Here is a 25,964-nt window from a genome sequence, read left to right on the forward strand (position 1 = left end):
AGCTGTCGTTTCCGGTCTCCAGGATGTGACAGCGGTGGGTGAGGCGATCGAGTAGCGCGGTGGTCATCTTGGCGTCGGCGAAGACCGAGGCCCATCACGACGCTGGTGCGCTCGTCGAGCTTGCTCAGGAGATGGAAGAGCAGCGCACCGCCAGAGGCGCTGAAGGGCAGGTACTCATTTTCCGGCATCCCTGTTGATCCTGTCGGACATTGTCGATTCAGCGCGGAACTCGCGCCGCCCTCCGCTCCCACAAAAGCGGAGCCCCGTCAGCGCACCCCTTCCAGATCGAAGGCGGCGGCGAATTCGGGGGGCATCGGGAATTCCTGCACCGCGCGGGCGCGGGCCTCGGGCGACATCTTCCGGGCGGTCTTCTGGACGATGACCAGCAGCGCCTGGGGTTCCTGGGTGGCCCCGAAATCGCCGAGATAGTGGCGGATGAAGGTGAAGCAGGCGACGTCCTCCAGCGCCTGCACCTGCGGGTCGCGCTTGATCCCCTCCTTGCGCAGCATCCGGCCGGCATGCTCCGCGTCAGCCTCGGGGTATCCGGCCTCGCGCATCAGCGCCATCACCCGGTCCGCGTGCCGGCGCCCCTGATCGCGGCGCCAGAGCAGATAGCCCTCGCGCCCCTCGGGATAGTCCTTCCGCGGCAGCAGCCAGCGCTCGATATGCTGGCCGCGGCAGGCGATGGCCAGCGCGTCCGGGGCATCGGGATGCAGGCGGCGCTGCTCCTCGGTCATGCGGCGGCCGTAGAGCAGTTCGACGGGCTGGCCGTCCTCCAGCCGCGGATCGGCGGCATTGGCGGCGTCGATGGCGGCGAAGACCCGTTCGCGTGGCGTCATGCGGTTTCCTCTGGCGCTGTGGCTTGGGCTTCGACGTGCCACGGCTCGGGGCGGAAAGCCAGCGCGAGAGGCGAAAACGAGGCGTTTCGCGGCCGAAGCGGGGTTCTGTCCGGCACCGCACCCTGTGCCGGCGAATTGCGCGGACCGAACGGGCGACCCGCGATCTGGTCATAGCGCAGCACTCGCCGCGAGACACCCGGCAGAACCGCCCGTAACCCCGCCGTGCCGGAAGCCGGTCAGCACGGCAACCGCCGCCACCGTCCCGCTGCGCGCATGACGCCATCGGCGGGGTTCTGCCGGTGGGCCGCTCACGGCCCCGCACGATCGCGCGGATCGGCGGCTTGCCGCTGTGCATGTCATTGCCGCGCGGCGGGCGTTGCCCTATCTGCCAAACTGCCCTTTGTCAGGACCAAGTCCGTGAAACGTCGCATCTTCGTAGGTTCTCTCGCCGCCGCGGTCGGAACGACCGCGCTCGTTCCCGCCCGGCTCCGGGCGCAGACGCCCGGCCCGCTTCCCGATCCCGCCACCCCGGTGCCCGAACCGGTGATCGCCCCGACCCCGTTCGGATTCGACGACGTGGTGACGCGGGCGGTCGAGCTGGCGCAGCGCGATCATGAACGGCTGACCTCGTCCCTGACGGCGCCGTTCGACGACCTCGGATACGACGCCTATCGCGGCATCCGCTTCCGCCGCGACGCCGACCCGTGGGGGCCGGTGCCGGGCTGGGGGCTGGACCTGTTGCCGCCGGGGATGCTGTATGAGGAGCCGGTCCGCGTCAACGTCATCCATAACGGCGTCGCCCAGCCGGTCCCGTTCGATCCGGGCGTCTTCAACTACGACGAAAACGCCTTCCCGCCGGACGCGCCGCAGATGCCGCCCGGCGACATGGGCTGGTCGGGCTTCCGCCTGCGCACCGCGCTGAACGCGCCCGACGTGCTGGACGAGCTGGCGGTCTTTCAGGGCGCGAGCTATTTCCGCGTGCTGGGCCGGGGCAGCCATTACGGCATCTCGGCCCGCGGGCTCGCGCTCGGCACCGGCAGCACGGCGGGAGAGGAGTTCCCCGTCTTCCGCGAGTTCTGGATCGAGACGCCCAACCTCGACGCAGGCAGCGTCACGATCCACGCGCTGCTCGACAGCCCCTCGGTCGCGGGCGCGTTCCAGTTCGTCATCACGCCGGGCCAGAACACGCGCGTGCGGAGCCGCGCCGCGCTGATCCCCCGGCGCGAGCTGACCGATGTCGGCATCGCGCCGCTGACCTCGATGTTCTGGTTCGGCCCCGGCGACGATTCCGGGCAGGACGATTATCGCCCCGCCGTCCATGACAGCGACGGCGTGCAGATGATCACCGGCGGCGGCGCGCGGCTGTGGCGGGCGCTCAGCAACCCGCCCTCGCTGCAGCTTTCCGCGTTCCTCGACAATGACCCGCAGGGCTTCGGCCTGATGCAGCGCGCCCGGCGGTTCGAGGATTTCCAGGACGCGGGCGCGGGCTATCACCTGCGGCCCTCGGCGTGGATCTCGCCGCATACCAACTGGGGCGCGGGATCGGTCACGCTGGTCGAGATCCCGGTGCAGAACGAATTCCACGACAACATCGTCTCGTTCTGGAAGCCGGCAGATCCGCTGGCCGTCGGCACCCGCACGGATTTCGGCTATGACCTGAGCTTCGGCTCCAACCCCGGCGACATCGGGCCGTTCGCCAAGGTGCGGCAGACCCGGTCGGGCGTTTCCATCAACACCCAGGGCGCGCGGACCTTCCTGGTCGATTTCGAGGACCACCTGTTCCGCGGCCGCCCCGCGCCGGAAGCGGTCGTGCGGGCCTCCGCCGGGCGGATCGAACACCCTTACGCGCTGCATGTGCCCGAGCAGGGGATCGTTCGCCTCGCCTTCGAGTTTCATCCCGACGGCGCCGATCTGTCAGACTTCTCGGCCCGGCTGGAAGGGGCCGAGGGGGCGCTGTCCGAGACGTGGATGTTCCGCTGGGTCAGGGACTGAGCGATGGACCATCAGGGGATGACAGCCAGCCCGCCCTTGCCGACGGGCGATCCTGCGACGGCGCCCGGCCATCGGGCCGCCGAGCCGCAGGACTGGCGCGCACATCCCTTTCCGCCCGAGGCGCCGCTGGCGATGCCGGTGCAGGATTTCCGCGCCGCCCCGCCGCCCGGACCGGCAGTCGAGCCGGCGCCCGCGCGGGTGATCCTGGCCCGCATCATCGCCTTCGGCGGCGGCGCGGCGATCACCGTGATCGGCGCGTGGCAGATGCTGCTTGTCCTCACCGGCAACCTGCAACTGCTGCAATACGCGCTGCTGGTCCTTTTCGCGATCACCTTCGGCTGGGTGGGGTTCAGCTTCTGCTCGGTCCTCTCCGGGCTTTGCGCCGCCACCCCGCGCACCCCGTCGGGCCGGGGCAGCGCCCGCGTCGCCATCGTGATGCCGGTCTATCACGAGGACCCGGCGGCGAGCCTGTCGCTGCTCGCCTCGCTCGCCGACGAGCTTGCGGCCGAGGGAATGGCGGACCGGGCCGAGATCTTCATCCTGTCCGACAGCCGCGAGCCGGATGCCTTCGTCGCCGAAACGCTGGCCGTCGCCGCGCTGCGCGAGACCTGCCCGATCCCGGTCTGGTATCGCCGCCGCACCGACAACGAGGGCCGCAAGGCCGGTAACGTGGCCGAGTTCGTGCGCCGCTGGGGCGGGTGCTATGACCAGATGGTGGTGCTTGACGCGGACTCGGTTGTCTCGGGCCGCGTCGTGGCCGAGATGAGCGCCCGGATGGCCGCCGACCCGGCGCTGGCGCTGATCCAGACGATCCCGGTCCTGACCGGCGCGCAGACGATCTATGCCCGCGTGATCCAGTTCGCGGGCCGGGTCTATGGCCCCGCGGTCGGCAAGGGCGTCGCCGCCTGGTCGGGCGACAACGGCAATTTCTGGGGCCACAACGCGATGATCCGCGTGCGGGCCTTCGCCGCGTGCTGCGGGCTGCCGGAACTGCCGGGCAGGCCCCCCTTCGGCGGCACCGTCATGTCGCACGACTTCGTGGAAGCCGCGCTGCTGCGGCGTGCCGGCTGGAAGGTCCGGCTCGACTGGGATCTGCGCGCCAGCTACGAGGGCGCGCCCCCGACCCTGCTGGACAACGCGGTGCGCGAGCGCCGCTGGGCGCAGGGCAACCTGCAACACCTGCGGGTGATCGGCGCGCGGGGCTTCACCTGGATCAGCCGGGCGCATTTCGTCATCGGCATCCTCGGCTTCGTGATGAGCCCGATCTGGCTGGGCATGATCATCGTCGGGCTGATCCTGACCGCCAACACGATCCTGTCCACGCCGCAATACTTCCCGCAGACCTACCAGATGTTCCCGACCTGGCCGACCTTCGATCCGGGGCGGATGATGTGGCTGTTCGCCGCCGCGATGGCGCTGCTGCTGCTGCCCAAGTTCTTCGCCGTCGTGCGGGGATGGAAACGCCCGCTCGCCGCCGCCGTCGGCGGACGCTCCAGCCTGCTGCTGAGCGCGCTGTTCGAGATCGTGATGTCGGCGCTGATCGCCCCGGTGGGGATGCTGATCCAGTCGCGCCAGATCCTCGAAATCCTCTGGGGACGCAATTCGGGCTGGGAAAGCCAGGTCCGCAAGGGCGCGATGCCGCCGTGGCGGGTGGTGCTGTCGCGGCACTGGGCGCATGTCGCCTGGGGCGCCGCGATCACGGCCGTCATCTGGTATCTTTCGCCCGGCCAGCTGATCTGGCTGTCGCCGATCCTGTTGGGGCTGATCCTGTCGCCCCTCGTCTCGCGGTGGAGCGCGTCGTCCGTGCTGGGCCGCTGGGCGCGGATGGCCGACCTGCTCGTCACCCCCGAAGAGCGGCGCCCGCCCGAAGTCATGACCGCCGCGCTCGCCCATGCCCGCCGCCTGCGCACCGCCGATGGCGGGGCCGAGCGGCTCGGTTGGGACGCAGAGGCCCGGCGCCGTCACGCGGCGCTGCTGCCCCCTGCCCGGCCCGCGCCCCCGGCCGCGCGGCTGCCGGTCATCACCGCCAGCGCCAAGCTGGACGTCGCCGCCAGCCAGGCCGAGGCGCTGGCCTTTCTCGACCGCGCCGAGCGGCAGGCGCTGTTCGCCGATCCCGGTCTGCTGACCCGCTGGGCCGGATTGCCGAGATGAACCGCATTCCCGCCCTCGACATGCTGCGCGGCTATGCGCTGGTCGCCATCATGCTCAACCACATGCCTGCGGGCGTGCTGCGGCAGTTCACGCTGACCAACTACACCATCTTCGACGCGGCAGAGCTGTTCGTGCTGCTGTCGGGTTTCCTCGTCGGGCTGGTCTGGCTCAAGACCCACGAAAGCGAGGGACTGGGCGCCGCGCAATGGCGCTTTGCCCGCCGCGCCGTGCAGGTCTGGCTGGCGCTGATCGCCGGGGCGGTGCTGATCGCCCTGCTGTCCGGGGCGCTGACGGCGCTGGACCTCAAGCACACGGCGGTCTGGACCGGCTATGGCGGCTGGCTGGCCGAAAATCCGCTCGGCTATCTGGGCGTCGTGGCGAGCCTCTGGATGCAGCCCAACCTCGTGGACGTGCTGGCGCTTTACGTGGTGCTGATGGCATCCGTCCCGCTGCTGGTCCCCTTGCTGGAGCGCCGCCCGCTGGTCTTCGCGCTGCTCTCGCTCGCCGTCTGGATGGCCGCCGTGCCGCTGAACGCGGCGCTTCCGAATGAACGGCACGGCGGCGGGCTGCTGTTCAACCCGTTCGGCTGGCAGGTGCTGTTCTATGCCGGGGTCGCGATGGGCCTGTTCCGCCGCAGCGCGATGCCGGTGCTGCGGCGCTGGTCCGGTGCGGTCACGGTCCTGGCCCTCGGCGTCGCCCTTTACGGAACCGCCATGGCGGTGCTGTGGCGCTTCGGACCCGAGGGCAAGCGCCTTGCCGACGTCCTGTGGCATGCGGTCGGGAAGGTGGACAAATGGTCGCTGGACGAGATGCGGCTTGCGGCCGTCCTCGCCTGGGCATGGCTGGTGGCCGTGCCGCTGGCCGCGCCGATGGCGTGGCTTTCGGGCACCGCGGCGGGCCGGGCGCTGGCGGTGGTCGGGCGCGGAGGACTCGTCACCTTCGTGGCCTGCGTCCTGCTGTCCATTCTCGGCGACGCGATGGCCACCAATCCGGCGGGCACGGATACCGCGTGGAAGGTGACGGTGGACCTGTTGGTGGTTGCCCTGCTGTGGCTGATCGGACTCGGCTGGCTGCATCGCGCGCGCATCGGCGCGGCGCTGGTGGCGAAGGTGCAGACGTCAGGCTGACGCCGCCCGGTTACGCTTACCGGCAGGACGCCAGCGCCGATCCGGCAGAGCGGATCAGCGCAGGATAGAACTCCGCCCCCGTGGCGAGGCCGGTTCCCAGCGGGTCCAGCACCGCCGTCCGCGCCTCCGCGCCGTCCAGCACGGTCGCCACCAGATCCGGGTCGAATTGCGGCTCGCTCAGCGCGCAATCGATCCCCAGCGCCGCGATCCGGTCCCGCAGTTCCGCGATGCGGGCCGGGCCGGAAGGCGCGGCGTCACTGATCGCGATCGCTCCCGCCGCCGGGAAATCGAAGCGGTTCTCGAAATACTGGTAGGCGTCGTGGAAGACGATGAAGCGCAGGCCCGGAACTGTGGCCAGCTCCGCCCGGACATCATCGGCGGCGGCGTCGATCTCCTCCGCGCCGGCTGAGGTATTCGCCGCATAGGCGGCCGCGTTCTCGGGGTCGAGCCGCGACAGTTCGGCGGCGATGGCGGCGAGCCATGCCTTGCCGTTCTCCGGGTCGAGCCAGGCGTGTGGGTCCGGTCCCTCATTCGCGTGATCGTGATCGTGGTCTGCGTGGTCGTGGCCGTGACCGTCATCACCGCCCCCGAACAGCGCCCTTTCCCGCACCGGCAGCGCCGTCGTGCCTGCCGCATGCAACAGCGGAACCCGGCTCGCCCCGGAGGCGAGCGACTCGAGCGGGCGGCCCAGCCACGGCGTCAGTTCGGCGCCGACCATGAACACCACATCGGCGCCCGACAGCGCCGCGGCCTCGGACGGCCTCATCGCATAGTGATGCGGCGAGGCGCCGGGCCGCATGAGCAGCACGGGCTCCCCCACCCCGGCCATCACGCGGGCGACGAGCCCATGGACCGGCGCGATGTCGGCAACCACCTGCGGCACCTCGGCAAAGGCAGGCGCGGCAAGAAGGGCGAAGGCGGCGGCGAGATGAAGGCGTGACACAGGCGCTCCGGCTATGTAATATCATCACATGAGCTACGTTATAACACATCGCCGGTCAACCGAGCCCTCGACGGAAATGCAGCGCCATGCATGACCACGCCGCCTGCATCGCCCGCGCCATGGCTCGGGCCGACGCCCGCTGCGGGGCCGAGGGGCTGCAACTGACCCCCGCCCGCCGCCGCGTGCTGGAGATTCTGCTGGAAGAGCACCGCGCGCTCGGCGCCTATGACATCCTCGACCGGCTGCGGGCCGAGGGGCTGGGCAGCCAGCCGCCCATCGTCTACCGGGCGCTCGACTTCCTGATGAAGCACGGCTTCGTCCACCGGATCGAGACGCTGAACGCCTTCGTCGCCTGCACCGAGCCGACGCCGGGCGACCGCGGCGATATCGCCCACATGCCCGCCTTCCTGATCTGCCGCACCTGCCGCCACGTGATCGAGACCGTGGCCGAACGCGGCCCCGGCAAGCTGGAAACCGCCGCCGACAGCGCGGGCTTCGCCATCGAACACGCCGTCCGCGAGGCCGAGGGCCTCTGCGCCGCCTGCCGGGCCGCCGCATGAGCGGGGGCGAGCCGCTGGTCACGCTGTCCGGCGTCAGCGTGGCGCTGGACGGGCTGCCGGTGCTGGACAGGATCGAACTGACGATCCACCGGGGCGAGATCGTGACCGTGGTCGGGCCGAACGGCTCGGGGAAATCGACGCTTGTGCGATCGATCGTCGGGTCCATCCCGACGACCGGGGGCAGCCTGCGCCGCGCCAGGGGGCTGCGGATCGGCTATGTCCCGCAGCGGCTGGCGATCGACCCGTCGATGCCGGTCACGGTCGAGCGGTTCATGAACCTGCCCCGCCGCCGCCCGGCGGGCGAGGTCGCGCGGGCGCTGGCCGAGGCGGGACTGCCGGGCGTCCAGCGCCAGCAGATCGCCGGGCTGTCCGGCGGGCAGTTGCAGCGGGTGCTGCTGGCGCGGGCGCTGCTCGATTCCCCGGACCTGCTGATCCTCGACGAGGCGACGGCGGGGCTGGACCAGCCGGCGGTTGCGGCCTTCTACGCGCGGATCGAAGCCGTGCGCGCCGCGCAGGGCTGCGCCGTGCTGATGGTCAGCCACGACCTGCAGATCGTGATGCGCGCCTCGGACCGCGTCGTCTGCCTCAACGGCCATGTCTGCTGCGAGGGCACGCCGGAAATCGTCTCCTCCTCGCCCGCCTATCACCGGCTGTTCGGGCGCGACACCGCCGAGACGCTGGCGCTTTACCGCCACCACCACACCCACAGCCACGACGGCCCCTGCGCCGATCACGCCCACGGCGAGGACGCAGCCTGATGCTGAACGACTTCATGATCCGCGCCGCGCTGGCCGGGATCGGGCTGGCGATCGCCTGCGCGCCGCTCGGCTGCTTCGTCGTCTGGCGGCGGATGGCCTATTTCGGGGACGCGACCGCCCATGCCGCGCTGCTGGGCGTGGCCCTGTCGCTGGCGCTGGCCGTGCCGCTGTTTCCTGCGGTGATCGTGGTCGCCCTGGCGATGGCGGCGGCGGTCGCCTCGCTGACCGGACGGGGCCATGCGTCCGACACGATCCTTGGGGTGCTGTCCCATGCGGCGCTCGCGGCGGGGCTGGTGGCGGTGTCGCTGGTGCCGGGGGTGCGGTCCGACCTCAACGCCTATCTGTTCGGCGACATCCTCGCCGTCACGCGCGGCGATCTGGTGACGATCTGGCTGGGCGCCGCCGCGGTGGTCGGGCTGCTGGCGTGGCGGTGGTCGGCGCTGCTGCTCTCCACCCTCTCGCCCGAGATGGCGGTCGCGGCCGGCATCCGCCCGCGCCTCGAACAATGGGCACTGAACATCGCCCTGGCGCTGGTCGTCGCGGCGGGCATCCGCATTGTCGGCGCGCTGCTCATCAGCGCCATGCTCATCATCCCCGCCGCCGCCGCCCGCCCCCTCAGCCGCACGCCCGAGGGGATGGCGGTCGCCACGGCGGCGCTCGGCATGGCGGGCGTCGTCGGCGGACTGGCCGCCGCCTGGACGCAGGACAGCCCCACCGGCCCGACGATCGTCTGCGCCGTGGCAGTGCTGTTCGTGCTGACGAACTTTGCCGCGAGCCTGAAGCCGCGCAGGAAGGGAACCAACATCCGTCTTTGAGCGTCTGGGTCTTTGAGTAACAAAGATCATGATGACATCCCGGACCGCACGGTTAGCGTTAACGCGATTGCAGGGACGGGTGTTAACAGAGGGGCGCAATGAGACGTACAGTCGTGGCGATTTCGGATTACTGCGACGGCGCTCCTCCTTCCCCAAGCCGCCATCACCTTCAGGATTTCCACCGGGCGTGGGGCCGCATCGACGTGGCACCGCCTGCCGGTGATGTGCAGGTGGATGTGCAGGTGGTCGGCGGCTATCTGGAACGGCTGCCGCTTGCGGCCGTCGCCGCCGGTCTGGCCGAACGCGCCGAGGTCTGGCAGTTCGCGGGAAGCGATGAGGCCGCCTTCGACAGCGCCGCCGCGCTTGGCGGGACTGCGCCCGACCTGCCCGCGCCCGCCGGTCTGACGCGGCGCGTCTTCCGCGCCGATGGTCACGCGGCGCCCTACGGATCGGCCGACGCGCTCGCCCATATCGCCCGGCACGGGGCGCCTGACATCCTCTGCGTCTGGGGCCTCGGCGTGACCGAGGAGCTGCTGGACGCCTGCGAGGACAGCATCCGCATCTACAACTCCATCGACGCGCCCGCGATCCGCATCCCGCCCGCGATCAGCCGCGACTTCGACATCTTCCTGACCGGCGCGGAATGGCAGTTGGCCGAGATCCGCGCCCGCCATCCCGGCGCGATCTGCGCGGTGCTGCCGATCGGGCCGGAATTCGCCTCGGACGTGACCTTCCATCCGACCGGCGCGGCCAAGGATTACGACGTCGTCTATGTCGCGGCGACGCAGGCCTACAAGCGCCACGACCTGCTGCTGGACGCGCTGGACCGCCTGCCGCGCAGCATCCGCGCGCTCTGCGTCGTGGGGTATGGCGAGATGACGGACAACCTGCGGGCCGAAGCCATCCGGCGCGGGCTGAACATCGACTGGGTCGGCCCGGTCAGCCATGACGAGGTGAACGCGCTCATCAACCGCGCGAAGGTCGGCGTGGTCTGCGGGGTGGACGACGGCGCCCCCGCGATCCTGACCGAATACATGCTGGCGGGCCTGCCGGTGCTGGCGAACGAGCGGCTGGTCTGCGGGCGGCAATATATCCGCCCGGACACCGGCCTGACCGCAGCCGAGGACCGCTTCCACCTCGCGCTCGCCCATCTGGTCGAGCGTCACGCGAGCTATGACCCCCGCGCCGTGGTCCAGGCGAACTGGACCTGGCCCCATTCCATCCGCCACCTCAGCGCATTGATTGAGATGGCACGCTCGCGGCGTGCCGGAAAGGTTTCAGCATGACCTTCGATCTTGGCCTCACCGACGCTTCCGCCGCCCTGCCCGCCGCTCAAGCACCGCTGATCTGCTTTTCCCACCTGCGCTGGGATTTCGTGCTGCAACGCCCGCAGCACCTGATCGGCCGCTTCGCCGAAACCCGCCGCGTGATCTTCTGGGAAGAAATGATCCCGGTCGATCACCACCTGCCCTTCCTCGAATTCCACGCCTTCGACGGCACTTCGGTGCAGGCCGTCCGCCCGCGCGTGCCGCGCCATTTCTCGCCCGAGGACACCGAGCGCGCGCTGGCCGGGCTGCTGGACCAGATGCTCCGCCTCACCGGCATCGCCGATCCGGTGCTGTGGTTCTACACCCCGCAGATGTGGCCGATCGCCCGGCACGTGAAGGCGAGCGCGGTGGTCTATGATTGCATGGACGAGTTGTCGAACTTCCGCTTCGCCCCGCCCGAACTGCGCCGGAACGAGGCCGATCTGATGGCCGCCGCCGATGTCGTCTTCACCGGCGGCCACAGCCTCTTCGAAGCCAAGCGCCTTCAGCACGACAACATCCACCCGTTCCCCTCCAGCGTCGATGCCCGACACTTCGCCGCCGCGCGGACGGGCCTGCCCGAGCCCGCCGATCAGACGAACATCCCGCATCCGCGCCTCGGCTATTACGGCGTGATCGACGAGCGGCTGGACCTGCAACTGATCCGCGACACGGCGGCCGCGCGGCCCGACTGGCAGATCGTCATGGTCGGCCCGGTCGCCAAGATCGCGGACGGCGACCTGCCCCGCGCCGCGAACATCCACTGGCTCGGCCAGAAGCAATATGCCGACCTGCCGGCCTATCTGTCGGGCTGGGACGCGGCGCTGATGCCGTTTGCCATCAACGAGGCGACGCGCTTCATCAGCCCCACCAAGACGCCCGAATATCTCGCCGGCGGGCGGCCTGTCGTCTCGACCCCGATCCACGACGTGGTCCGCCATTACGGCGAGGCGCAGGCGGTCCGCATCGCCCATGACACCCCCGCCTTCATCGCCGCCTGCGAGGACGCCTTGGCGATGAAGCGGCAGGGCGGTGCGTGGCGGGACGAGGCCGACCGGATGCTCGCGACGCTCAGCTGGGACACGACGTTCCGGCACATGAACCGCCTCGTGACCGAGGCGGCCGAGGCGAAGGCCACGCCGCGCGGCCCCGACCGCTTTCCCGCCCCCGGCATCCGCCGCGACTGTCCGCGCCCCTATGACGTGGTGATCGCCGGCGCGGGCTTTGCCGGATCGGTGCTGGCCGAGCGGCTGGCCGAGGGTTCGGGCCAGCGGGTGCTGGTCGTGGACAAGCGGGGCCACGTGGCGGGGAACGCCTACGACCATCTCGACGCCGCGGGGGTTCTGGTCCACCGCTACGGCCCGCATATCTTCCACACCAACAGCGACGACGTGGTCAGCTACCTGTCGCAGTTCACCGCATGGCGGCCCTATGAGCATCGCGTGCTGGCGCAAGTCGGCGACAAGCGCGTACCGATGCCGATCAACCGAACCACGGTCAACGCGCTCTACGGGCTGAACCTTGCGACCGACGCCGAGATGGCCGCCTTCCTCGCCGCGCAGGCCGAGCCGGTGGCGGACATCCGCAACAGCCGCGACGTGGTGGTGAACGCAGTCGGCACGAAGCTCTACGAGACGTTCTTCCAGGGCTACACCCGCAAGCAGTGGGGGCTGGACCCGTCGGAACTGGACAAGTCCGTGACCTCGCGCGTGCCGACGCGGACCAACGCCGACGACCGCTATTTCACCGACAGCTTCCAGGCGATGCCCCGCGACGGCTTCACCCGCATGTTCGAGCGGATGCTGGACCATCCGCTGATCGACCTCGCGCTGGGGACCGACTTCCACGACCTGCCCGAACGCGACCTCGCGCCGCTGACGATCTATACCGGCCCGATCGACGCCTTCTTCGGCCATCGCTTCGGTCACCTGCCTTATCGCAGCCTTCGCTTCCGGCACGAGACGCTGGACCAGCGCCGCCTGCAGGAGGTCGCGGTGGTGAACTACCCGGCCGAGGACGTGCCGTGGACGCGGGTGACGGAATACAAGCACCTGACCGGCCAGGTGCATCCGCAGACCTCCGTGACCTACGAATACCCCTCGGCCGAGGGCGATCCCTACTACCCGATCCCGCGCCCGGAAAATCAGGCGCTGTTCAAACGCTACGAGGCGCTGGCGCTGGAACGTCCAGGCGTGATCTTCGCCGGGCGGCTGGGAACCTACCGCTATTACAACATGGATCAGGTGGTCGGGCAGGCCCTGTCGATTCACCGCCGCCTCGCGCCGCGCCTGCCCGCCGGAGCGGTGCTGGCGGGGGAATAGCCATGACGCGGACGGTCGTGCTTGCGACGGACAGCCCCGCGCCGTCAGGTGTCGGGCGTCACATGCTGACGCTGGCCGCCGCCCTGCCGGATGGCTGGCGCGCCCGGCTGGCCTTTCCGCGCCACGTCGAGGGCCGGGCGCTGGCCGCCGAAGCAATGGCGCGCGGCCTCGAGGCGCTGACCGTCCCGGATGGCGACTGGCGCCCGGCCCTGTCGGACGCCGACCTGATCCACGTCCATGCCGGCATCGGCTGGGAGGGGCACGGGCTCGTCGCAATGGCCGGGGCGCCGGTGGTCCGCACCGAGCATCTGCCGTGGCTCATCACCTGTGCCCGCCAGCGCGCCGACTACGCCCGCATGGTGGCAAGGACGGACGCCGTCATCGCGGTCAGCCGCGCCTCGGCGGAAAGCTGGCGGCCGGTGCTCGCCACCATGCCCCGCCCGCGCCTGCCGCTGGCCTGCATCCCGAACGGCATCGCGGACCCGCTCGCCGCGCCCGCTCTTTCTCCTGTCAGAAATATCCTCCGGGGGTCCGGGGGTGGAAAACCCCCGGTCGCAGCGCCGCAAATCATCCTCTGCGTCGCACGGTTCACCCCGCAGAAGAACCACCGCACCCTGATCGCGGCGATGGCGCGGCTGAAGCACACCCATCCACAGGCCCGCCTGCAACTCGTCGGCACCGGCCCCGAGGAAGACCGCATCCGCGCCCGCGCCGCGCGGCACAGGCTGGCCGTCGAGTTCATGGGCATCCGCGACGACGTGCCAGCGCTGATGGCGGAGGCCGACCTGCTGGTCCTCCCCTCCGCGTTCGAGGGCCTGCCGCTCGTCGTGCTGGAAGCGATGGCGGCCCGGCTTCCGGTGATTGCCACGAATATCGGCGGCGTGACCGAGGCACTCGGGGACGACCATCCCTGGCTGGTGTCGCCGGGCGATGCGCGGGCGCTCGCCATAGCCCTCGGCCGCGCCCTTGACGCGCCCGATGCGCGTGCGAGCCTCGCCGCCACCCAGCGCGCCCGGTTCGAGGCGTTCCACACCGCAACCCGCATGGGCGAGGATACCGCCCGCATCTACGCCGCCGTGCTGCGCGGCCAGCAAAGGACGAACCTGAATGAGCAAGACCCGGCTTGGCTTCATCGGCGCGGGGGGCATCGCCCACCGGCATTTCGGCGTTCTGGAACAGATGCACGACGTCCAGATCGTCGCGATTGCCGACCCTGACGAGGGCCGGGCGCGCGAGGCCGCCCACCGCTTCGGCGCCCGCGCCTATCCGGGACACGGGCCGATGCTGGACGAGGTTGACCTCGACGCGGTGTATATCTGCGTCCCCCCTTTTGCGCATGGCGAGGCCGAACGCGCCTGCATCGCCCGGAACCTGCCCTTCTTCGTGGAAAAACCGCTGTCGCTGGACCTGAAGCTGGCCGAGGAGATCGCCGACGAAGTCGAGCGCGCCGGCCTCATCACCGCTGTCGGCTACCATTGGCGCTATCTCGACACCGTGGACGAGGCGCGCGCCCGCCTCGCCGACAATCCGGCGCAGCTGATGACCGGCTTCTGGCTGGACCAGACCCCGCCGCCGCAATGGTGGTGGCGCGAGGATTCCTCGGGCGGGCAGATCGTGGAACAGGCGACCCACGTCATCGATCTCGCCCGGTTCCTGTCGGGCGACGTGACCGAGGTGTTCGGCCTTGCCAGCCACCGCCCGCGGCAGGATTTCGAAGGGCTGACCGTCCCGACCGCGACCACCGCGACGCTGCGCTTCGCCTCGGGCACCATCGCCAGCCTTGCCGCGACGTGCCTTCTGCGCTGGAACCACCGCGTCGGGCTGCATGTCTTCGCCGACACGCTGGCGATGGAGATCACCGACCACGACATCATGATCGACGTGGGGCAAGGCCGCCCGGTGCGCCATGCCGAGGGCGATCCCGTCTGGCGCGAGGACCGCGACTTCATCGAGGCCGTGCAGGGCCGCGAGAACCGCATCCGCTGCCCCTATTCCGAGGCGTTGGAGACGCACCGCGTGGCACTGGCCGTGTCGAAATCGGCGGCTTCGGGCGAACTCGTGAAGATGGAGGTGCTGCGGGCCAACCCGCAGCCCTTTTTTCGTCAAGCCGCTGCGGCGGATTCCGGCCCTGCCGCATCAGCATAGGCATATCCGCAGCCTCGGGATCGAACGCCCCAACGAGCCGTATTTCTTCGGCTATGACGAGGGCCCGGCGGGCGACGGGCAGCTGCGGCTGGACCTGATGTTCACCGGCCTTTCGGCGGGAACCGAGCTGACCTTCATGAAGGGGACGAACCCCTATCTGCATTCCCGCTGGGACGACTGGCAGGGGGTGTTCATCCCCGGCGAGGCGTCCGCCCATTACCCGATCAACTTCATGGGCTACATGGAGGTCGGGCGCGTCATCGACAGCCGCGCCCACGGCTTCGGGCGCGGCGACGTGATCGCGACGACCTTTGGCCACAAGACCGGCCACACCGCGGACCCCGCGCGCGATCTGCTGCTGAAGATGCCCGACGGGATCGACCCCATGCTGGGCATCTTCGCCGCGCAGATGGGCCCGATCGCCGCCAACGGCATCCTGCACGCCGATGCCGACCAGTTCGGCGCTAACGTGCCGTATCTGGGCGCCGGCGTCGAAGGCCGCCCGGTTCTGGTCTGGGGCGGCGGCACCGTCGGCCTCTTCTGCGCGCTGTTCGCGCGGCAGGGCGGCGCGTCTGAAATCGTCGTCGTGGACCCCTCGCCCTTCCGGCAGGACCTCGCCCGGCGCATGGGCTTCGATGCGATGGGCGAGGACGAGGCGTGGCGGCACGCCAAGTCCGCCTGGCACCACAAGGTCGCGGGACGCGGGGCCGAGATCGTGTTCCAGACCCGCGCCCGGTCGGACAGCCTGAACCTCGCCCTGCGCGCGCTGCGGCCGCAGGGAACGGTGATCGACCTCGCCTTCTATCAGGGCGGCCTAGACGGCACCCGGCTGGGCGAGGAATTCCACCACAACGGCCTTGCGATCCGCTGCGCGCAGATCAACCGGATGCCGCGGCAGGTGGCGCATAGCTGGGACCAGCGGCGGCTGGCGCAGGAGACGCTGCACGTGCTCGCGGATCAGGGCGACCTGATCCGCCAGCACATGATCACCCATGTCGTGCCCTACGACGACGCGCCGGGCTTCCTGCGCCATCTCGTCACCGACCGCCCCGAGTTCCTGCAGATCGTGTTCGCCCATGAATGACCATCATCCGATGACCGAGGCCGAGGCGGCCGAGGTGACGCCCCCGCCCGCGGCCAGCGTCCCCCCGCGCGAGCGGACCGAGCGCGAGCACGAGGAAGCCCGCGCGATCGAGGCGCTGAGGGGTCCGATCCCGCAGCCGCACCCGGATGCCGGCAAGATCCGCATCCTGTGGGTGTTCGCCTGGCTGGTGGTGGGGGGCGAGGAGACCGAGGTGCGGCTGCTGGCCCGCACGCTGGACCGCTCGCGCTACAGGATCGACGTGATCCCCTGCTTCCGCCGCGAGGGGATGCCGGACCAGAGCCACGACCAGCTGCGAGAGCTTGGCGTGCATGTGGACACGGCCGCCTATGATCTCGGCTTCGAGGACACGGTGGACTATCTGCGCCGCAAGCTGAGCGGCGCGGACATCGTGATCTCGTCGCAGGACGTGGCCGACATCTATCCGGCGCTGGAGCGGCTGGCGATCCGCCCGCCGCTGATCGAGCATGGCGGGCTGGTGCGCGAGGCGCTGTCGGGGCCCAAGCACTTCACCTATCGCTATGTCGGGGTGTGCGATTCCATCCGCGAGGCGGCGGCGTCGAAGATGCCTGACCGGCGGCACCATGCGGTGGAAATCCCGTCGATGGTGGACCTGACGGAGTTCCATCCCGAGGCGCGGGGGCCGGTGCGGGCATCGCTGGGAATCGCGGACGATCAGGTGCTCATCGGCTGGGTCGGGCGGCTGGACCGCAAGAAGCGGATCGAGGACTTCATCCGCGCCGCCGCGCTGGTGGCGGAACGCGAACCGCAGGCGCGCTTCGTCGTGGTCGGCGGGCCGGACGCCTTCATGCCCGAATACCGGGACGAACTGCACCGGTTGGCAAGCGACCTCGGGCTGGACGGCCGCCTGCAATTCACCGGCGACCGCAGGGACGTGCCGGGCCTGCTGGCGGCGATGGACGTGTTCTGCTGGCTGTCGCGCGGCGAGGGGATGCCGCATGTGATCGCCGAGGCGGGCGCGGCTGCCCTGCCCGTCATCGCAACCCCGGACAACGGCGCGCTGCAACAGATATGCGACGGCGAGACGGGCATCTTCGTGCCGCATGAAGACCCGCAGGCGGTAGCCGAAGCGATGACCGGGCTGATCCGCGACCCGGCCCTGCGCCGCCGGCTGGGCGACGGCCTGCGCGCCCATGTGGTAGCCAGCTATTCGGCCGAGGTCGTCGTGCCACAATGGGAACGGCTGTTCGCCGAGGTGCTGGCCGAGCGTCCCGGCGCGCCGAAGCCCTCGACCTTCGACAGCTTCATCCTCGGCGGCTGGGAAAGCTCCACCCACCGGCTGCATCACGGGCGGCGGCTGGATGTGCTGGCCGCGACCGGGCACGATACCCATGCCGTGCAGGACTACCGCCAGCTTCAGTCGCTCGGCGTCCGCGCCTGCCGCGACGCCGCCCGCTGGCACCTGATCGAGCGTGAGCCGGGGCGCTACGACTTCTCCAGCCTCACGCCGATGATCGAGGCGGCGCGGGATACCGGAACGCAGGTCGTCTGGGACCTGCTGCATTACGGCTGGCCGGACGATCTGGACATCTGGTCGCCTGCTTTCGTGGACCGCTTCGTCCGCTTCGCGCGGGCGGTCGCGGAACACCACCGCGATCTGACCGGCGCGGTTCCGTTCTGGTGCCCCGTCAACGAGATCAGCTTCTTCGCCTGGGCCGGGGGCGATGCCCGCTATCTCAACCCCTTCGCCGCCGGTCGCGGCTATGAGCTGAAGGTGCAGCTTGCCCGCGCCTATCTCGACGCCGTAACGGAGTTGCGGGCCGTCGATCCGCGCGCCCGCTTCATCCTGGCCGAGCCGCTGATCGCCATCCACCACGCCCATTGGACCGGGCGGCCTGTGTGGGAGGCGCAGGGCTGGCACGACGCGCAGTTCCAGGCGTTCGAGCTGGTCAGCGGCCGGATGTGGCCGCAGATCGGGGGCGATTACTCGTTCCTCGATATCGTCGGGGTGAACTACTACTTCAACAACCAGTGGATCCACGGCGGCAAGCCGGTTGATGTGGACGACGTGATCTACCGCCCGCTGTCGGACCTGCTGGTCGAGGTCGGCGCGCGCTACGCCCGCCCGGTGATGCTGGCCGAGACGGGCATCGAAGGGCACCGCCGCGCCGCTTGGCTGGCCTATGTCGCGGACGAGGTCGCGCGGGCGCGCGCACGCGGCGTTCCGGTCGAGGGGATCTGCCTTTATCCGATCGCCAACCACCCCGGCTGGGACGACGACCGGCTGTGCCCCAACGGGCTGCTGGGGCACGCGCCCGGCCCGGACGGGCGTGCGGTTCACGCGCCGCTTGCCGATGAGTTGCGGCGGCAGGCCGCACGGTTCGCCTGAAGGGCGGGCCCGCGGATCGCCCCCGCTGACGCAAGTGAAACTCAGCCCAGCGAATAGCCCGTGCCACGCACGGTACGCACCGGGTTCTCGCCGCCATGCGCCATCAGCGCCTTGCGGAGCCGGCCGACATGCACGTCGATGGTGCGCGTGTCCACGTAGATGTCTCGGCCCCAGACGCGGTCCAGAAGCTGCTCGCGCGTCCAGACGCGGCCGGGCTTTTCCATCAGCGTGGACAGCAGCCGGAACTCGGTCGGGCCGAGATGCAGCGGTTGCCCATCGCGGAAGACGCGATGCTCGCCGGCGTCGAGGATGATGTCCTCGTAGGACAGGCGCTCGCCCATCGTCGCCGGGCGGGTGCGGCGAAGCTGGGTCCGCAGGCGGGCCATCAGCTCGACCACGGAATAGGGCTTCACCACATAGTCGTCGGCCCCGGTTTCCAGCCCGCGCACCCGGTCGCCCTCCTCGGAGCGGGCGGACAGCATGATGATCGGGATCGGCCGGGTTTCGGGGTCTGCCTTGACGCGGCGGCAGACCTCGATCCCCGACACGTTCGGCAGCATCCAGTCGAGCACGATCAGGTCGGGATTTTCCTCCTGGACCAGCAGCATGGCCTCGTCGCCGTTCTCGGCCATGACGACGTGGAAGCCTTCGGCCTCGAGGTTGTATTTCAGGACTTCGCGCTGCGCGCCTTCGTCCTCGACGACCAGCACGCAGGGCTGTTGCCGGGCAGCAGTCATGCCTTACTCCTCGTTCCGGGGCAGCCCCGCCGCGCTGACGCTGTCACGCTTGGGCCGGGCCTCCTCGGGCAGCGATCCCGACACCAGATAGATCACCTGCTCGGCGATGGTGGTGGCGTGGTCGCCCATCCGTTCGACGTTCTTGGCGATGAAATGCAGATGCATGCACGCGGTGATGTTGCGCGGGTCTTCCATCATGTGGGTCAGGAATTCGCGGAACAGCGCGTTGTACATCTGGTCCACTTCCAGATCGCGGGCGCGGACATCGGCTGCCAGATCGGCGTCGCGGTGGACATAGCTGTCCAGCGCGTCCTTGAGCATCTTTTCCACGGTTGCGGCCATCCGGCGCAGGGCCATGCCGGCACCCTCGATCACCGGCATATGAGCCAGGACATTGCTGCGCTTGGCCATGTTCTTGGCGTAGTCGCCCACCCGCTCAAGGCTGCCGGCGATCTTGATGACGGTCAGCACCAGCCGCAGGTCGGTCGCGGTGGGCGATCGCAGGGCGATCAGCCGGGCCGATTCCTCGTTGATCTGCGCTTCCAGCAGATCGATTGCGCGGTCGCGGCGGCGGACATCCTCGGCCAGCTCGTCGTCGCGGGTTTCCAGCGCAAGCGCCGCGTCGGCAAGCGCCTTCTCGACCAGGCCGCCCATCTTCACGACGAGCGCCTGCACCGTCTCCAGATCCCGGTCGAACGCGGAGGAAATATGGCGATCGCGGTTCATGTCGTCTCTCCCTGCCCGTGATGCGGCGCCGGCTTCAGCCGATCCTGCCGCTGATATAGCTTTCCGTCCGCGGATCGCGCGGCCGGGTGAAGATGTCGTCGGTGTCGGCGTATTCGACGAGGTTGCCGAGATGGAAGAACGCCGTCTTCTGGCTGACCCGCGCCGCCTGCTGCATCGAGTGGGTGACGATCACCACCGAATAATCCTGGCAAAGCTGGTCGATCAACTCCTCGACCTGCGCGGTGGCGATGGGGTCGAGCGCCGAGCAGGGCTCGTCCATCAGCAGCACCTCGGGCGAGGTGGCGACGGCGCGGGCGATGCACAGGCGCTGCTGCTGGCCGCCCGACAGGCCGGTGCCGGATTCGCCCAGCCGGTCCTTGACCTCGTTCCACAGCGCCGCGCCGCGCAGGGCCTTCTCGACGATCTCGTCGAGTTCCGCCTTGTTCCGCGACAGCCCGTGAATGCGCGGCCCGTAAGCCACGTTGTCATAGATCGACTTCGGGAACGGGTTCGGCTTCTGGAACACCATGCCCACGCGGGCGCGCAGCTGCACGGGGTCCACGCGGCGGTCATAGATGTCCTCGCCGTCCAGCAGCATCGCGCCCTCCACGCGGGCGATGTCGATGGTGTCGTTCATCCGGTTCAGGCAGCGCAGGAAGGTGGACTTGCCGCAGCCCGAGGGGCCGATGAAGGCCGTCACGGTCTTGTCCTGCAACTCGACGCTCACATCCTTGATGGCGTGCTTGTCGCCATAATAGACCTGCACGTCACGGCAGCTGAACTTGATGGGTTGTCCCTGGGTATCCACGCTTCGCTCCGACAGTCGCATGTCGTTCATGTCCTCAACTCCGGTTTACCAGCGCCGTTCGAAACGGCGGCGAAGGACGATGGCCAGCACGTTCATGGCGAACAGGAAGGCCAGCAGCACGATGATCGCCCCTGATGCGCGTTCGAAGAACGCAGAATCCGCGCGCTGGGTCCAGTTATATACCTGCACCGGCAGCGCCGAGGCAGCGTCGAAAAAGCCTTCCGGCGGGGCGGCGGGATAGGTGGTGACGAACGCCACCATCCCGATCAGCAGCAGCGGCGCGGTTTCCCCCAGCGCCTGCGCCAGCCCGATGATCGTGCCGGTCAGGATGCCGGGCATCGCCAGCGGCAGGACGTGGTGGAACACCGTCTGCATCTTCGAGGCCCCCACCCCCAGCGCCGCGTCGCGGATCGAGGGCGGCACCGCCTTCAGCGCCGCGCGGGTCGAGATGATGATCGTCGGCAGCGTCATCAGCGTCAGCACCAGCCCGCCGACGATCGGCGCCGAGCGCGGCAGCCCCATGAAGTTGATGAACGCCGCCAGCCCGAGGATGCCGAACACGATCGACGGCACCGCCGCGAGGTTCGAGATGTTGATCTCGATGAGGTCCGTCAGCCGGTTCTTCGGCGCGAACTCCTCCAGATAGATCGAGGTCGCGACCCCGATCGGCAGGGCCAGCACCAGCACGATCAGCATCATGTAGGCCGAGCCGAGGATCGCGACGCCCAGCCCCGCGGCCTCGGGCCGGTTGTCCGAAGCGTCGGGCCTGGTGATGAAGTCCCAGTTGAACCGGGTCGCCAGCGCCCCGCGGTCCCGCATGGCCTCGGCCAGATCGTATTGCGCGACCGAGGTGCGGTTGTCGATGGCGGCGGATTCGCGCGTCACGCGGCCCTTGAACATCCCGTCGATGCGCGAGGCGGCCAGCGCGGGCGTCTCGACCGTCTGCCCGACCAGTTCGGGGTTCGCCAGAACCCGGTTGCGCAGGTCGGCCCGCGCCTGGGCCGAGAAGAAGCTGGCGAGGTCCGCCTCGGTCAGCCCCTCGATCCGGATGTCGTTCTGCTCGACCCAGTTGGTCAGCGACTGTTCCAGCAGCGCGCCGTAGCTCATCGTCAGGGTGCCCGCCATCTCGGCCGGATCGCGGTTGCCCTTGGGGTCCACGACCGAAGCCTCGATGGTCACGGGGATGCTGATGAAGGTCTGGCGGAACGCGCCGCTGCCGTCGCGGATGATGGTGAACAGCAGGAACACCAGCGCTAGCAGCGCGACCAGGATCGCAAGGATGCCATAGACCTTGAACCGCGATTCGGCGGCGTTGCGACGCTTCGTGCGGGTGTCCGGCGTCAGCAGCGACTTCCGGGCCGGGGCGCCGACGCGCTTGGGCAGATCCGAGGGAACGTCGGTCATTCGTACTGCTCCCGATATTTGCGCACGACATAGAGCGCGAGGACGTTGAGGGCGAGCGTCATCACGAACAGCGTCAGCCCCAGCGCGAAGGCGACCAGCGTTTCAGGGCTGGAGAAGTCGTTGTCGCCGGTCAGCTGGCCCACGATCTTGACGGTGATGGTGGTCATCGCCTCGAACGGATCGAGGCTGAACCGCGCCATGGCGCCCGCGCCAAGCACCACGATCATCGTCTCGCCGATGGCGCGCGAGGCGGCCAGCAGCACCGCGCCGACGATCCCCGGCAGCGCGGCGGGCAGCACCACCTGGCGGATCGTCTCGGACGGGGTGGACCCCAAGGCGAGGCTGCCGTCGCGCAGCGATTGCGGCACGGCGTTGATGATGTCGTCCGACAGCGAGGACACGAACGGGATCAGCATGATCCCCATGACCAGCCCCGCCGTCATCACCGACGAGCCGGAATTGCCGAAGCCAAGCGGCGCCGCGAGCCAGTCGCGCAGCAGCGGCCCGACCGTCACCAGCGCGAAGAGGCCGTAAACGATGGTCGGGATGCCGGCCAGCACCTCGATCAGCGGCTTGGCGACGCTGCGGACGCGGGGCGTCGCGTATTCCGACATGTAGATCGCCGCGAACAGCCCGATCGGGACCGAGACCAGCAGCGCGATGAACGAGATATACAGCGTGCCCCACAGCAGCGGCAGCATCCCGAGTTCCGAGCCGCCGCCGAAGCTGGGCGTCCATTCGGTGCCGAAGAAGAAGGCCTGCCACGGGTAGAGCTGGAAGAAATGGATCGATTCGAACACCAGCGACAGGACGATCCCGACCGTGGTCGCGATGGCGATCAGCGAGCAGCCGATCAGCGCGACCTTGATCGCCCGCTCGACCATGGCGCGGGCCCGGTATTGCGGCGTCGTCCGCGCCAGCGCCAAAGCGAGCCCGACGGCGGCGACCAGCAGCGCAGCGCCCCCCGGCAGCCACGATGCGCCCGGCCCTGCCTCCCCCGCCAGCAGCGGCAGGGCCAGCATCAGGACGAGCAGCACAAGCAGCGCCGGAGCGGCCGTCGCGATGGCGGCGTTCCAGCCGTAATAGACGGGGCGCGAATGCAGCCGGCGGATGTCGCCGCCCACCGCCCCGCGCGCACGCGCGGCGCCGAGAAAGTAACCCAGCACCGCCAGCGCCAGGACAGTCATCATGATCCAGAAGGGCGACATCAGAACCTCATGGCCGGGCGGGCTGGGTCAGGGGCGGAAAGAACAGGCACAATAATGGCGGTTGGCAAGGATTTGGTGCGGAATGCAAGGGGATTGAAGGGACGGGCCGCCCGGCCCGCCCCCGTGACGTGGCGGCGATCAGTTCGCCGGCATGATGGTTTCGGCCTCGACGGCGGCCTGGGTCGCGGCCAGTTCCGGGTCGGGAACCAGGCCGTAGGCGGCCAGCGGGCCGCCCGGTCCGGCCAGCGCGTCCGCGACGAAGAACGCCGCGTATTCCTTGAGGCCGGGGACGTCCTCGAAATGCTGCGCCTTCACGTAGAAGAACAGCGGGCGCGACACCGGGTATTCGCCCGAAGCGACGCTCTCGACCGAGGGGGCGATGCCGTCGATGGTGGCGACCTTCAGCTTGTCGGTGTTGTTTTCGTAGAACGACAGCCCGAACACGCCCACCGCCTGCGGGCTGGAGCCGAGGCGGGCCAGCGTCTCGGTGTAGTCGCCGTCGATATCGACCGAGCGGCCGTCCGTGCGCAGCGTCATGCAGGCGGTCTCGCCCTCATCCTCGCCCAGCGCGGCGGTGAAGGCTTCGGCAGCGCCCGAGGTTTCGCAGCCGGCGGCCATGACCTTTTCCTCGAACACTTCGCGGGTGCCGTGCTTGGTGCCCGGAACGAAGACCAGGATTTCCTGCTCGGGCAAGTCGGGGTTCACCTGGTTCCAGGTGGTGTTCGGGTTGGCGACCGATTCGCCGTCCACGACGACGTTCTGCGCCAGCGCCAGGAACACGTCCTGCGGGGTCAGCGTGAAGTCGGGGCCGTTGATGTCCGACGCGAAGACGATGCCGTCATAGCCGAAGCGGACTTCCATGATGTCGGTGACGCCGTTCTCGGCGCAGGCCGCGGCCTCGTTCTCGCGGATGGGGCGCGAGGCGTTGGCGACGTCGATGGTGTTCCCGCCCACGCCCTGACAGAACTGCGACAGACCGCCGCCTGTGCCGCCGCCCTCGACGACCGGGGCCGGGAAGTCGGTGTTCTCGGCAAAGGCCTCGGCCACGATGGTGGCATAGGGCAGCACGGTCGAGGAACCGGCGACCTTGACAGCCTGGGCGCCGGCGGCGGTGGCCGACACGGCGGCCACGGCGAGGGCCGATGCGGTGATCTTCAGCTTGTTCATTCTCAGGCTCCTGATTGGGAGAGAAGGTTTCGGGCCGCGCTCCTGTTAGGTCAGGGACATGTCATTCATGTGACAGACAGATCACATTCTGACGGCGGCCGGAACGCCTTGTCCGCCAAGGGCGCCCGATCTCACCCGTCCGGCAGCAACCGGCCGAGCAGTTGCCTGGCAGCGCCCGCGACGACGCCGCCGCCGTCCTGCTCTCCCCAACACAAGGGCCGCGGCGAAGGCCCGCGGCTGTTCGCCGTGATATGCGGCGGCAGTTCCGATCGCCCAGGACCTCCAGCACGAAGGGCCGGCCGGCGGCCAGCGCCCCGTCTCACGGGGGGCCGATGGCGTCCGGTGGCCCGAGCCGGCCGGCTTGGCTCACCCAGAGGGCGGCACCGGCGCGGAACGGTAAAACCTGCAACAAAGGACACGTTGTAGTCATTGCAGTTTCGGGTCAGGTTTCCTCAGTCACTGACAGGGAGCCTGACATGTTCACCAAACGGATCGCCGGCCTTGCCGCCGCAACGCTGATCGCACTGAGCGGGGTCGCCTCGGCCCAGGAAATGACCTTCTTCCGCATCGGCACGGGCGGCACCGCCGGCACCTACTACCCGATCGGCGGCCTGCTGGCGAACGCCATCTCGGCCCCGCCCGGCTCGCGCGCCTGCGAGGAAGGCGGCGCCTGCGGCGTTCCGGGGCTGGTCGCCTCGGCCGTGGCCGCGAACGGCTCGGTCGCCAACGTCAACGCCATCATGGGCGGGGCGCTGGAATCGGGCTTCGCACAGGGCGACGTCGCCGCATGGGCCTATACCGGCACCGGCATCTGGGAAGGTCAGCCCGCGGCCGAGAAGCTGCGCGCCATCGCCAACCTCTATCCCGAATCGATCCACCTGATCGCCTCGGCCGATTCCGGCATCGAATCGGTCGCAGACCTCGCCGGCAAGCGCGTCTCGCTGGACGAGCCGGGCTCGGGCACGCTGGTCGATGCGCAGCTGATCCTCGCCGCCGCGGGGCTGTCGGAATCCGACATCACCCCCGAATATCTCAAGCCCGACCAGGCCGCCGACCGGATGCGCGACGGCGCGATGGACGCGTTCTTCTTCGTCGGCGGCTATCCGGCCGGCGCGATCGCCGAACTCGCCAGCCAGCAAGCGGTGAAGGTCGTCCCGATCGACGGCGAGATCGCCACGGCCGTGCTGGAAAACGAGTTCTTCGCCACCGACACCATCCCCGCCGGCACCTACGAGAATCAGGACACGGACGTTCAGACCATCGCCGTGGGCGCGCAGTGGGTGACCTCGGCAGACCAGCCGGAAGAGCTGATCTATGGCATCACCAAGGCGCTGTGGAACGACGCGACGCGCGTCCAACTGGATGCCGGCCACGCCAAGGGCAAGCAGATCGTGCCCGAGAACGCGACCGCCGGTCTTGGCCTGCCGCTGCATCCGGGCGCCGAGCGGTTCTACCGCGAAGCCGGTCTGCTGGAATAAGCGGCGACTCGACAACAAGGCCGCAG

The 25,964-nt window shown here is 69.5% G+C and carries 21 protein-coding genes and 1 pseudogene; 13 read left to right on the forward strand and 9 right to left on the reverse strand.

The features are described from left to right. Positions 1-182: pseudogene (locus tag KTN05_RS13280) on the reverse strand (ATP-binding protein); the annotation flags it as partial. Positions 183-266: 84 nt separating this feature from the next. After that, positions 267-839, reverse strand: coding sequence for a DUF4202 domain-containing protein (locus tag KTN05_RS13285; protein WP_217329895.1), 573 nt, complete (start codon positions 837-839; stop codon positions 267-269). A 417-nt stretch (positions 840-1,256) separates the two neighbouring features. Between KTN05_RS13285 and KTN05_RS13290 the strand changes: the two genes are divergently transcribed. The 3 genes from KTN05_RS13290 to opgC are packed head-to-tail and all read left to right on the forward strand — an operon-like array spanning position 1,257 to position 6,109. Further along, complete coding sequence (locus KTN05_RS13290) at positions 1,257-2,831, forward strand: glucan biosynthesis protein G (RefSeq protein WP_217329896.1); 1,575 nt, start codon at positions 1,257-1,259, stop codon at positions 2,829-2,831. Positions 2,832-2,834: 3 nt separating this feature from the next. Then, a complete protein-coding gene (mdoH, locus tag KTN05_RS13295; RefSeq protein WP_217329897.1) occupies positions 2,835-4,982 on the forward strand; it encodes a glucans biosynthesis glucosyltransferase MdoH in 2,148 nt (715 codons plus the stop codon). Continuing rightward, on the forward strand, positions 4,979-6,109 hold the full coding sequence (gene opgC / locus KTN05_RS13300) for an OpgC domain-containing protein (protein ID WP_217329898.1): 1,131 nt from the start codon (positions 4,979-4,981) through the stop codon (positions 6,107-6,109). The genes mdoH and opgC overlap by 4 nt, the downstream gene beginning before the upstream one ends. A gap of 16 nt (positions 6,110-6,125) precedes the next feature. Here opgC and KTN05_RS13305 read toward each other — a convergent pair whose 3' ends face one another. Then, positions 6,126-7,052 carry a metal ABC transporter solute-binding protein, Zn/Mn family gene (locus KTN05_RS13305; RefSeq protein ID WP_217329899.1) on the reverse strand — a complete coding sequence of 309 codons (927 nt, stop codon included), beginning with the start codon at positions 7,050-7,052 and terminating at the stop codon, positions 6,126-6,128. 86 nt (positions 7,053-7,138) lie between these two features. Between KTN05_RS13305 and KTN05_RS13310 the strand changes: the two genes are divergently transcribed. From KTN05_RS13310 to KTN05_RS13350, 9 genes are all read left to right on the forward strand, one after another. Next, positions 7,139-7,612 carry a transcriptional repressor gene (locus KTN05_RS13310; protein ID WP_217329900.1) on the forward strand — a complete coding sequence of 158 codons (474 nt, stop codon included), beginning with the start codon at positions 7,139-7,141 and terminating at the stop codon, positions 7,610-7,612. Beyond that, positions 7,609-8,370, forward strand: a complete 762-nt coding sequence (locus KTN05_RS13315) for a metal ABC transporter ATP-binding protein (protein WP_217329901.1) — start codon at positions 7,609-7,611, stop codon at positions 8,368-8,370. Before KTN05_RS13310 ends, KTN05_RS13315 begins: the two co-directional genes overlap by 4 nt. Further along, positions 8,370-9,185 (forward strand): metal ABC transporter permease, encoded by an 816-nt coding sequence (locus tag KTN05_RS13320; protein WP_217329902.1) that lies wholly within the window; start codon positions 8,370-8,372, stop codon positions 9,183-9,185. Before KTN05_RS13315 ends, KTN05_RS13320 begins: the two co-directional genes overlap by 1 nt. A gap of 98 nt (positions 9,186-9,283) precedes the next feature. After that, entirely contained in the window at positions 9,284-10,471 is a 1,188-nt protein-coding gene (locus tag KTN05_RS13325; RefSeq protein WP_217329903.1) for a glycosyltransferase, read from the forward strand. Next, the gene (gene glf, locus KTN05_RS13330; protein ID WP_217329904.1) at positions 10,468-12,813 is read left to right on the forward strand and encodes a UDP-galactopyranose mutase; all 2,346 of its coding nucleotides are present in this window, start codon (positions 10,468-10,470) and stop codon (positions 12,811-12,813) included. The genes KTN05_RS13325 and glf overlap by 4 nt, the downstream gene beginning before the upstream one ends. A 2-nt stretch (positions 12,814-12,815) precedes the next feature. Next, positions 12,816-14,030 carry a glycosyltransferase family 4 protein gene (locus KTN05_RS13335; RefSeq protein WP_217329905.1) on the forward strand — a complete coding sequence of 405 codons (1,215 nt, stop codon included), beginning with the start codon at positions 12,816-12,818 and terminating at the stop codon, positions 14,028-14,030. Beyond that, positions 13,921-14,958 carry a Gfo/Idh/MocA family protein gene (locus tag KTN05_RS13340; protein WP_217329906.1) on the forward strand — a complete coding sequence of 346 codons (1,038 nt, stop codon included), beginning with the start codon at positions 13,921-13,923 and terminating at the stop codon, positions 14,956-14,958. Before KTN05_RS13335 ends, KTN05_RS13340 begins: the two co-directional genes overlap by 110 nt. 97 nt (positions 14,959-15,055) lie before the next feature. After that, positions 15,056-16,042, forward strand: a complete 987-nt coding sequence (locus KTN05_RS13345; protein WP_217329907.1) for a zinc-binding alcohol dehydrogenase — start codon at positions 15,056-15,058, stop codon at positions 16,040-16,042. Next, complete coding sequence (locus KTN05_RS13350; RefSeq protein WP_217329908.1) at positions 16,035-18,410, forward strand: glycosyltransferase family 4 protein; 2,376 nt, start codon at positions 16,035-16,037, stop codon at positions 18,408-18,410. Before KTN05_RS13345 ends, KTN05_RS13350 begins: the two co-directional genes overlap by 8 nt. Positions 18,411-18,451: 41 nt before the next feature. Here the strand turns inward: KTN05_RS13350 and phoB are convergent, their stop codons facing one another. The 6 genes from phoB to KTN05_RS13380 form a co-directional block, all read right to left on the reverse strand. Next, the gene (phoB, locus tag KTN05_RS13355) at positions 18,452-19,147 is read right to left on the reverse strand and encodes a phosphate regulon transcriptional regulator PhoB (protein ID WP_217329909.1); all 696 of its coding nucleotides are present in this window, start codon (positions 19,145-19,147) and stop codon (positions 18,452-18,454) included. 3 nt (positions 19,148-19,150) lie between these two features. After that, a complete protein-coding gene (gene phoU, locus KTN05_RS13360) occupies positions 19,151-19,873 on the reverse strand; it encodes a phosphate signaling complex protein PhoU (protein ID WP_217329910.1) in 723 nt (240 codons plus the stop codon). A gap of 34 nt (positions 19,874-19,907) precedes the next feature. Further along, a complete protein-coding gene (gene pstB / locus KTN05_RS13365; protein ID WP_217329911.1) occupies positions 19,908-20,711 on the reverse strand; it encodes a phosphate ABC transporter ATP-binding protein PstB in 804 nt (267 codons plus the stop codon). Between the two features lie 15 nt (positions 20,712-20,726). Further along, complete coding sequence (gene pstA / locus KTN05_RS13370; protein ID WP_217329912.1) at positions 20,727-22,085, reverse strand: phosphate ABC transporter permease PstA; 1,359 nt, start codon at positions 22,083-22,085, stop codon at positions 20,727-20,729. Next, positions 22,082-23,293 carry a phosphate ABC transporter permease subunit PstC gene (gene pstC / locus KTN05_RS13375; protein WP_217329913.1) on the reverse strand — a complete coding sequence of 404 codons (1,212 nt, stop codon included), beginning with the start codon at positions 23,291-23,293 and terminating at the stop codon, positions 22,082-22,084. Before pstC ends, pstA begins: the two co-directional genes overlap by 4 nt. Positions 23,294-23,431: 138 nt before the next feature. After that, positions 23,432-24,460: a substrate-binding domain-containing protein gene (locus tag KTN05_RS13380; RefSeq protein ID WP_217329914.1), complete on the reverse strand. Its 1,029-nt coding sequence runs from the start codon at positions 24,458-24,460 to the stop codon at positions 23,432-23,434. Positions 24,461-24,936: 476 nt separating this feature from the next. On the opposite strand from KTN05_RS13380, the gene KTN05_RS13385 reads away from it, so the two are divergent. Next, a complete protein-coding gene (locus tag KTN05_RS13385; protein WP_217329915.1) occupies positions 24,937-25,938 on the forward strand; it encodes a TAXI family TRAP transporter solute-binding subunit in 1,002 nt (333 codons plus the stop codon). Positions 25,939-25,964 lie beyond the last annotated feature (26 nt).

Source organism: Paracoccus sp. Z118, from assembly GCF_019061185.1.
In the GTDB taxonomy this organism is placed as follows: domain Bacteria; phylum Pseudomonadota; class Alphaproteobacteria; order Rhodobacterales; family Rhodobacteraceae; genus Paracoccus.

What these genes read in the sequence shown, in the direction of transcription:
- phoU (WP_217329910.1), bottom strand. Translation starts at nt 19,873, where the DNA reads ATGAACCGCGATCGCCATATTTCCTCCGCGTTCGACCGGGATCTGGAG.
- KTN05_RS13385 (WP_217329915.1), top strand. Translation starts at nt 24,937, where the DNA reads ATGTTCACCAAACGGATCGCCGGCCTTGCCGCCGCAACGCTGATCGCA.
- KTN05_RS13325 (WP_217329903.1), top strand. Translation starts at nt 9,284, where the DNA reads ATGAGACGTACAGTCGTGGCGATTTCGGATTACTGCGACGGCGCTCCT.
- pstB (WP_217329911.1), bottom strand. Translation starts at nt 20,711, where the DNA reads ATGAACGACATGCGACTGTCGGAGCGAAGCGTGGATACCCAGGGACAA.
- KTN05_RS13320 (WP_217329902.1), top strand. Translation starts at nt 8,370, where the DNA reads ATGCTGAACGACTTCATGATCCGCGCCGCGCTGGCCGGGATCGGGCTG.
- KTN05_RS13340 (WP_217329906.1), top strand. Translation starts at nt 13,921, where the DNA reads ATGAGCAAGACCCGGCTTGGCTTCATCGGCGCGGGGGGCATCGCCCAC.
- pstA (WP_217329912.1), bottom strand. Translation starts at nt 22,085, where the DNA reads ATGACCGACGTTCCCTCGGATCTGCCCAAGCGCGTCGGCGCCCCGGCC.
- KTN05_RS13285 (WP_217329895.1), bottom strand. Translation starts at nt 839, where the DNA reads ATGACGCCACGCGAACGGGTCTTCGCCGCCATCGACGCCGCCAATGCC.
- KTN05_RS13350 (WP_217329908.1), top strand. Translation starts at nt 16,035, where the DNA reads ATGAATGACCATCATCCGATGACCGAGGCCGAGGCGGCCGAGGTGACG.
- KTN05_RS13345 (WP_217329907.1), top strand. Translation starts at nt 15,056, where the DNA reads ATGTTCACCGGCCTTTCGGCGGGAACCGAGCTGACCTTCATGAAGGGG.
- KTN05_RS13335 (WP_217329905.1), top strand. Translation starts at nt 12,816, where the DNA reads ATGACGCGGACGGTCGTGCTTGCGACGGACAGCCCCGCGCCGTCAGGT.
- phoB (WP_217329909.1), bottom strand. Translation starts at nt 19,147, where the DNA reads ATGACTGCTGCCCGGCAACAGCCCTGCGTGCTGGTCGTCGAGGACGAA.
- mdoH (WP_217329897.1), top strand. Translation starts at nt 2,835, where the DNA reads ATGGACCATCAGGGGATGACAGCCAGCCCGCCCTTGCCGACGGGCGAT.
- pstC (WP_217329913.1), bottom strand. Translation starts at nt 23,293, where the DNA reads ATGTCGCCCTTCTGGATCATGATGACTGTCCTGGCGCTGGCGGTGCTG.
- opgC (WP_217329898.1), top strand. Translation starts at nt 4,979, where the DNA reads ATGAACCGCATTCCCGCCCTCGACATGCTGCGCGGCTATGCGCTGGTC.
- KTN05_RS13310 (WP_217329900.1), top strand. Translation starts at nt 7,139, where the DNA reads ATGCATGACCACGCCGCCTGCATCGCCCGCGCCATGGCTCGGGCCGAC.
- KTN05_RS13380 (WP_217329914.1), bottom strand. Translation starts at nt 24,460, where the DNA reads ATGAACAAGCTGAAGATCACCGCATCGGCCCTCGCCGTGGCCGCCGTG.
- KTN05_RS13315 (WP_217329901.1), top strand. Translation starts at nt 7,609, where the DNA reads ATGAGCGGGGGCGAGCCGCTGGTCACGCTGTCCGGCGTCAGCGTGGCG.
- glf (WP_217329904.1), top strand. Translation starts at nt 10,468, where the DNA reads ATGACCTTCGATCTTGGCCTCACCGACGCTTCCGCCGCCCTGCCCGCC.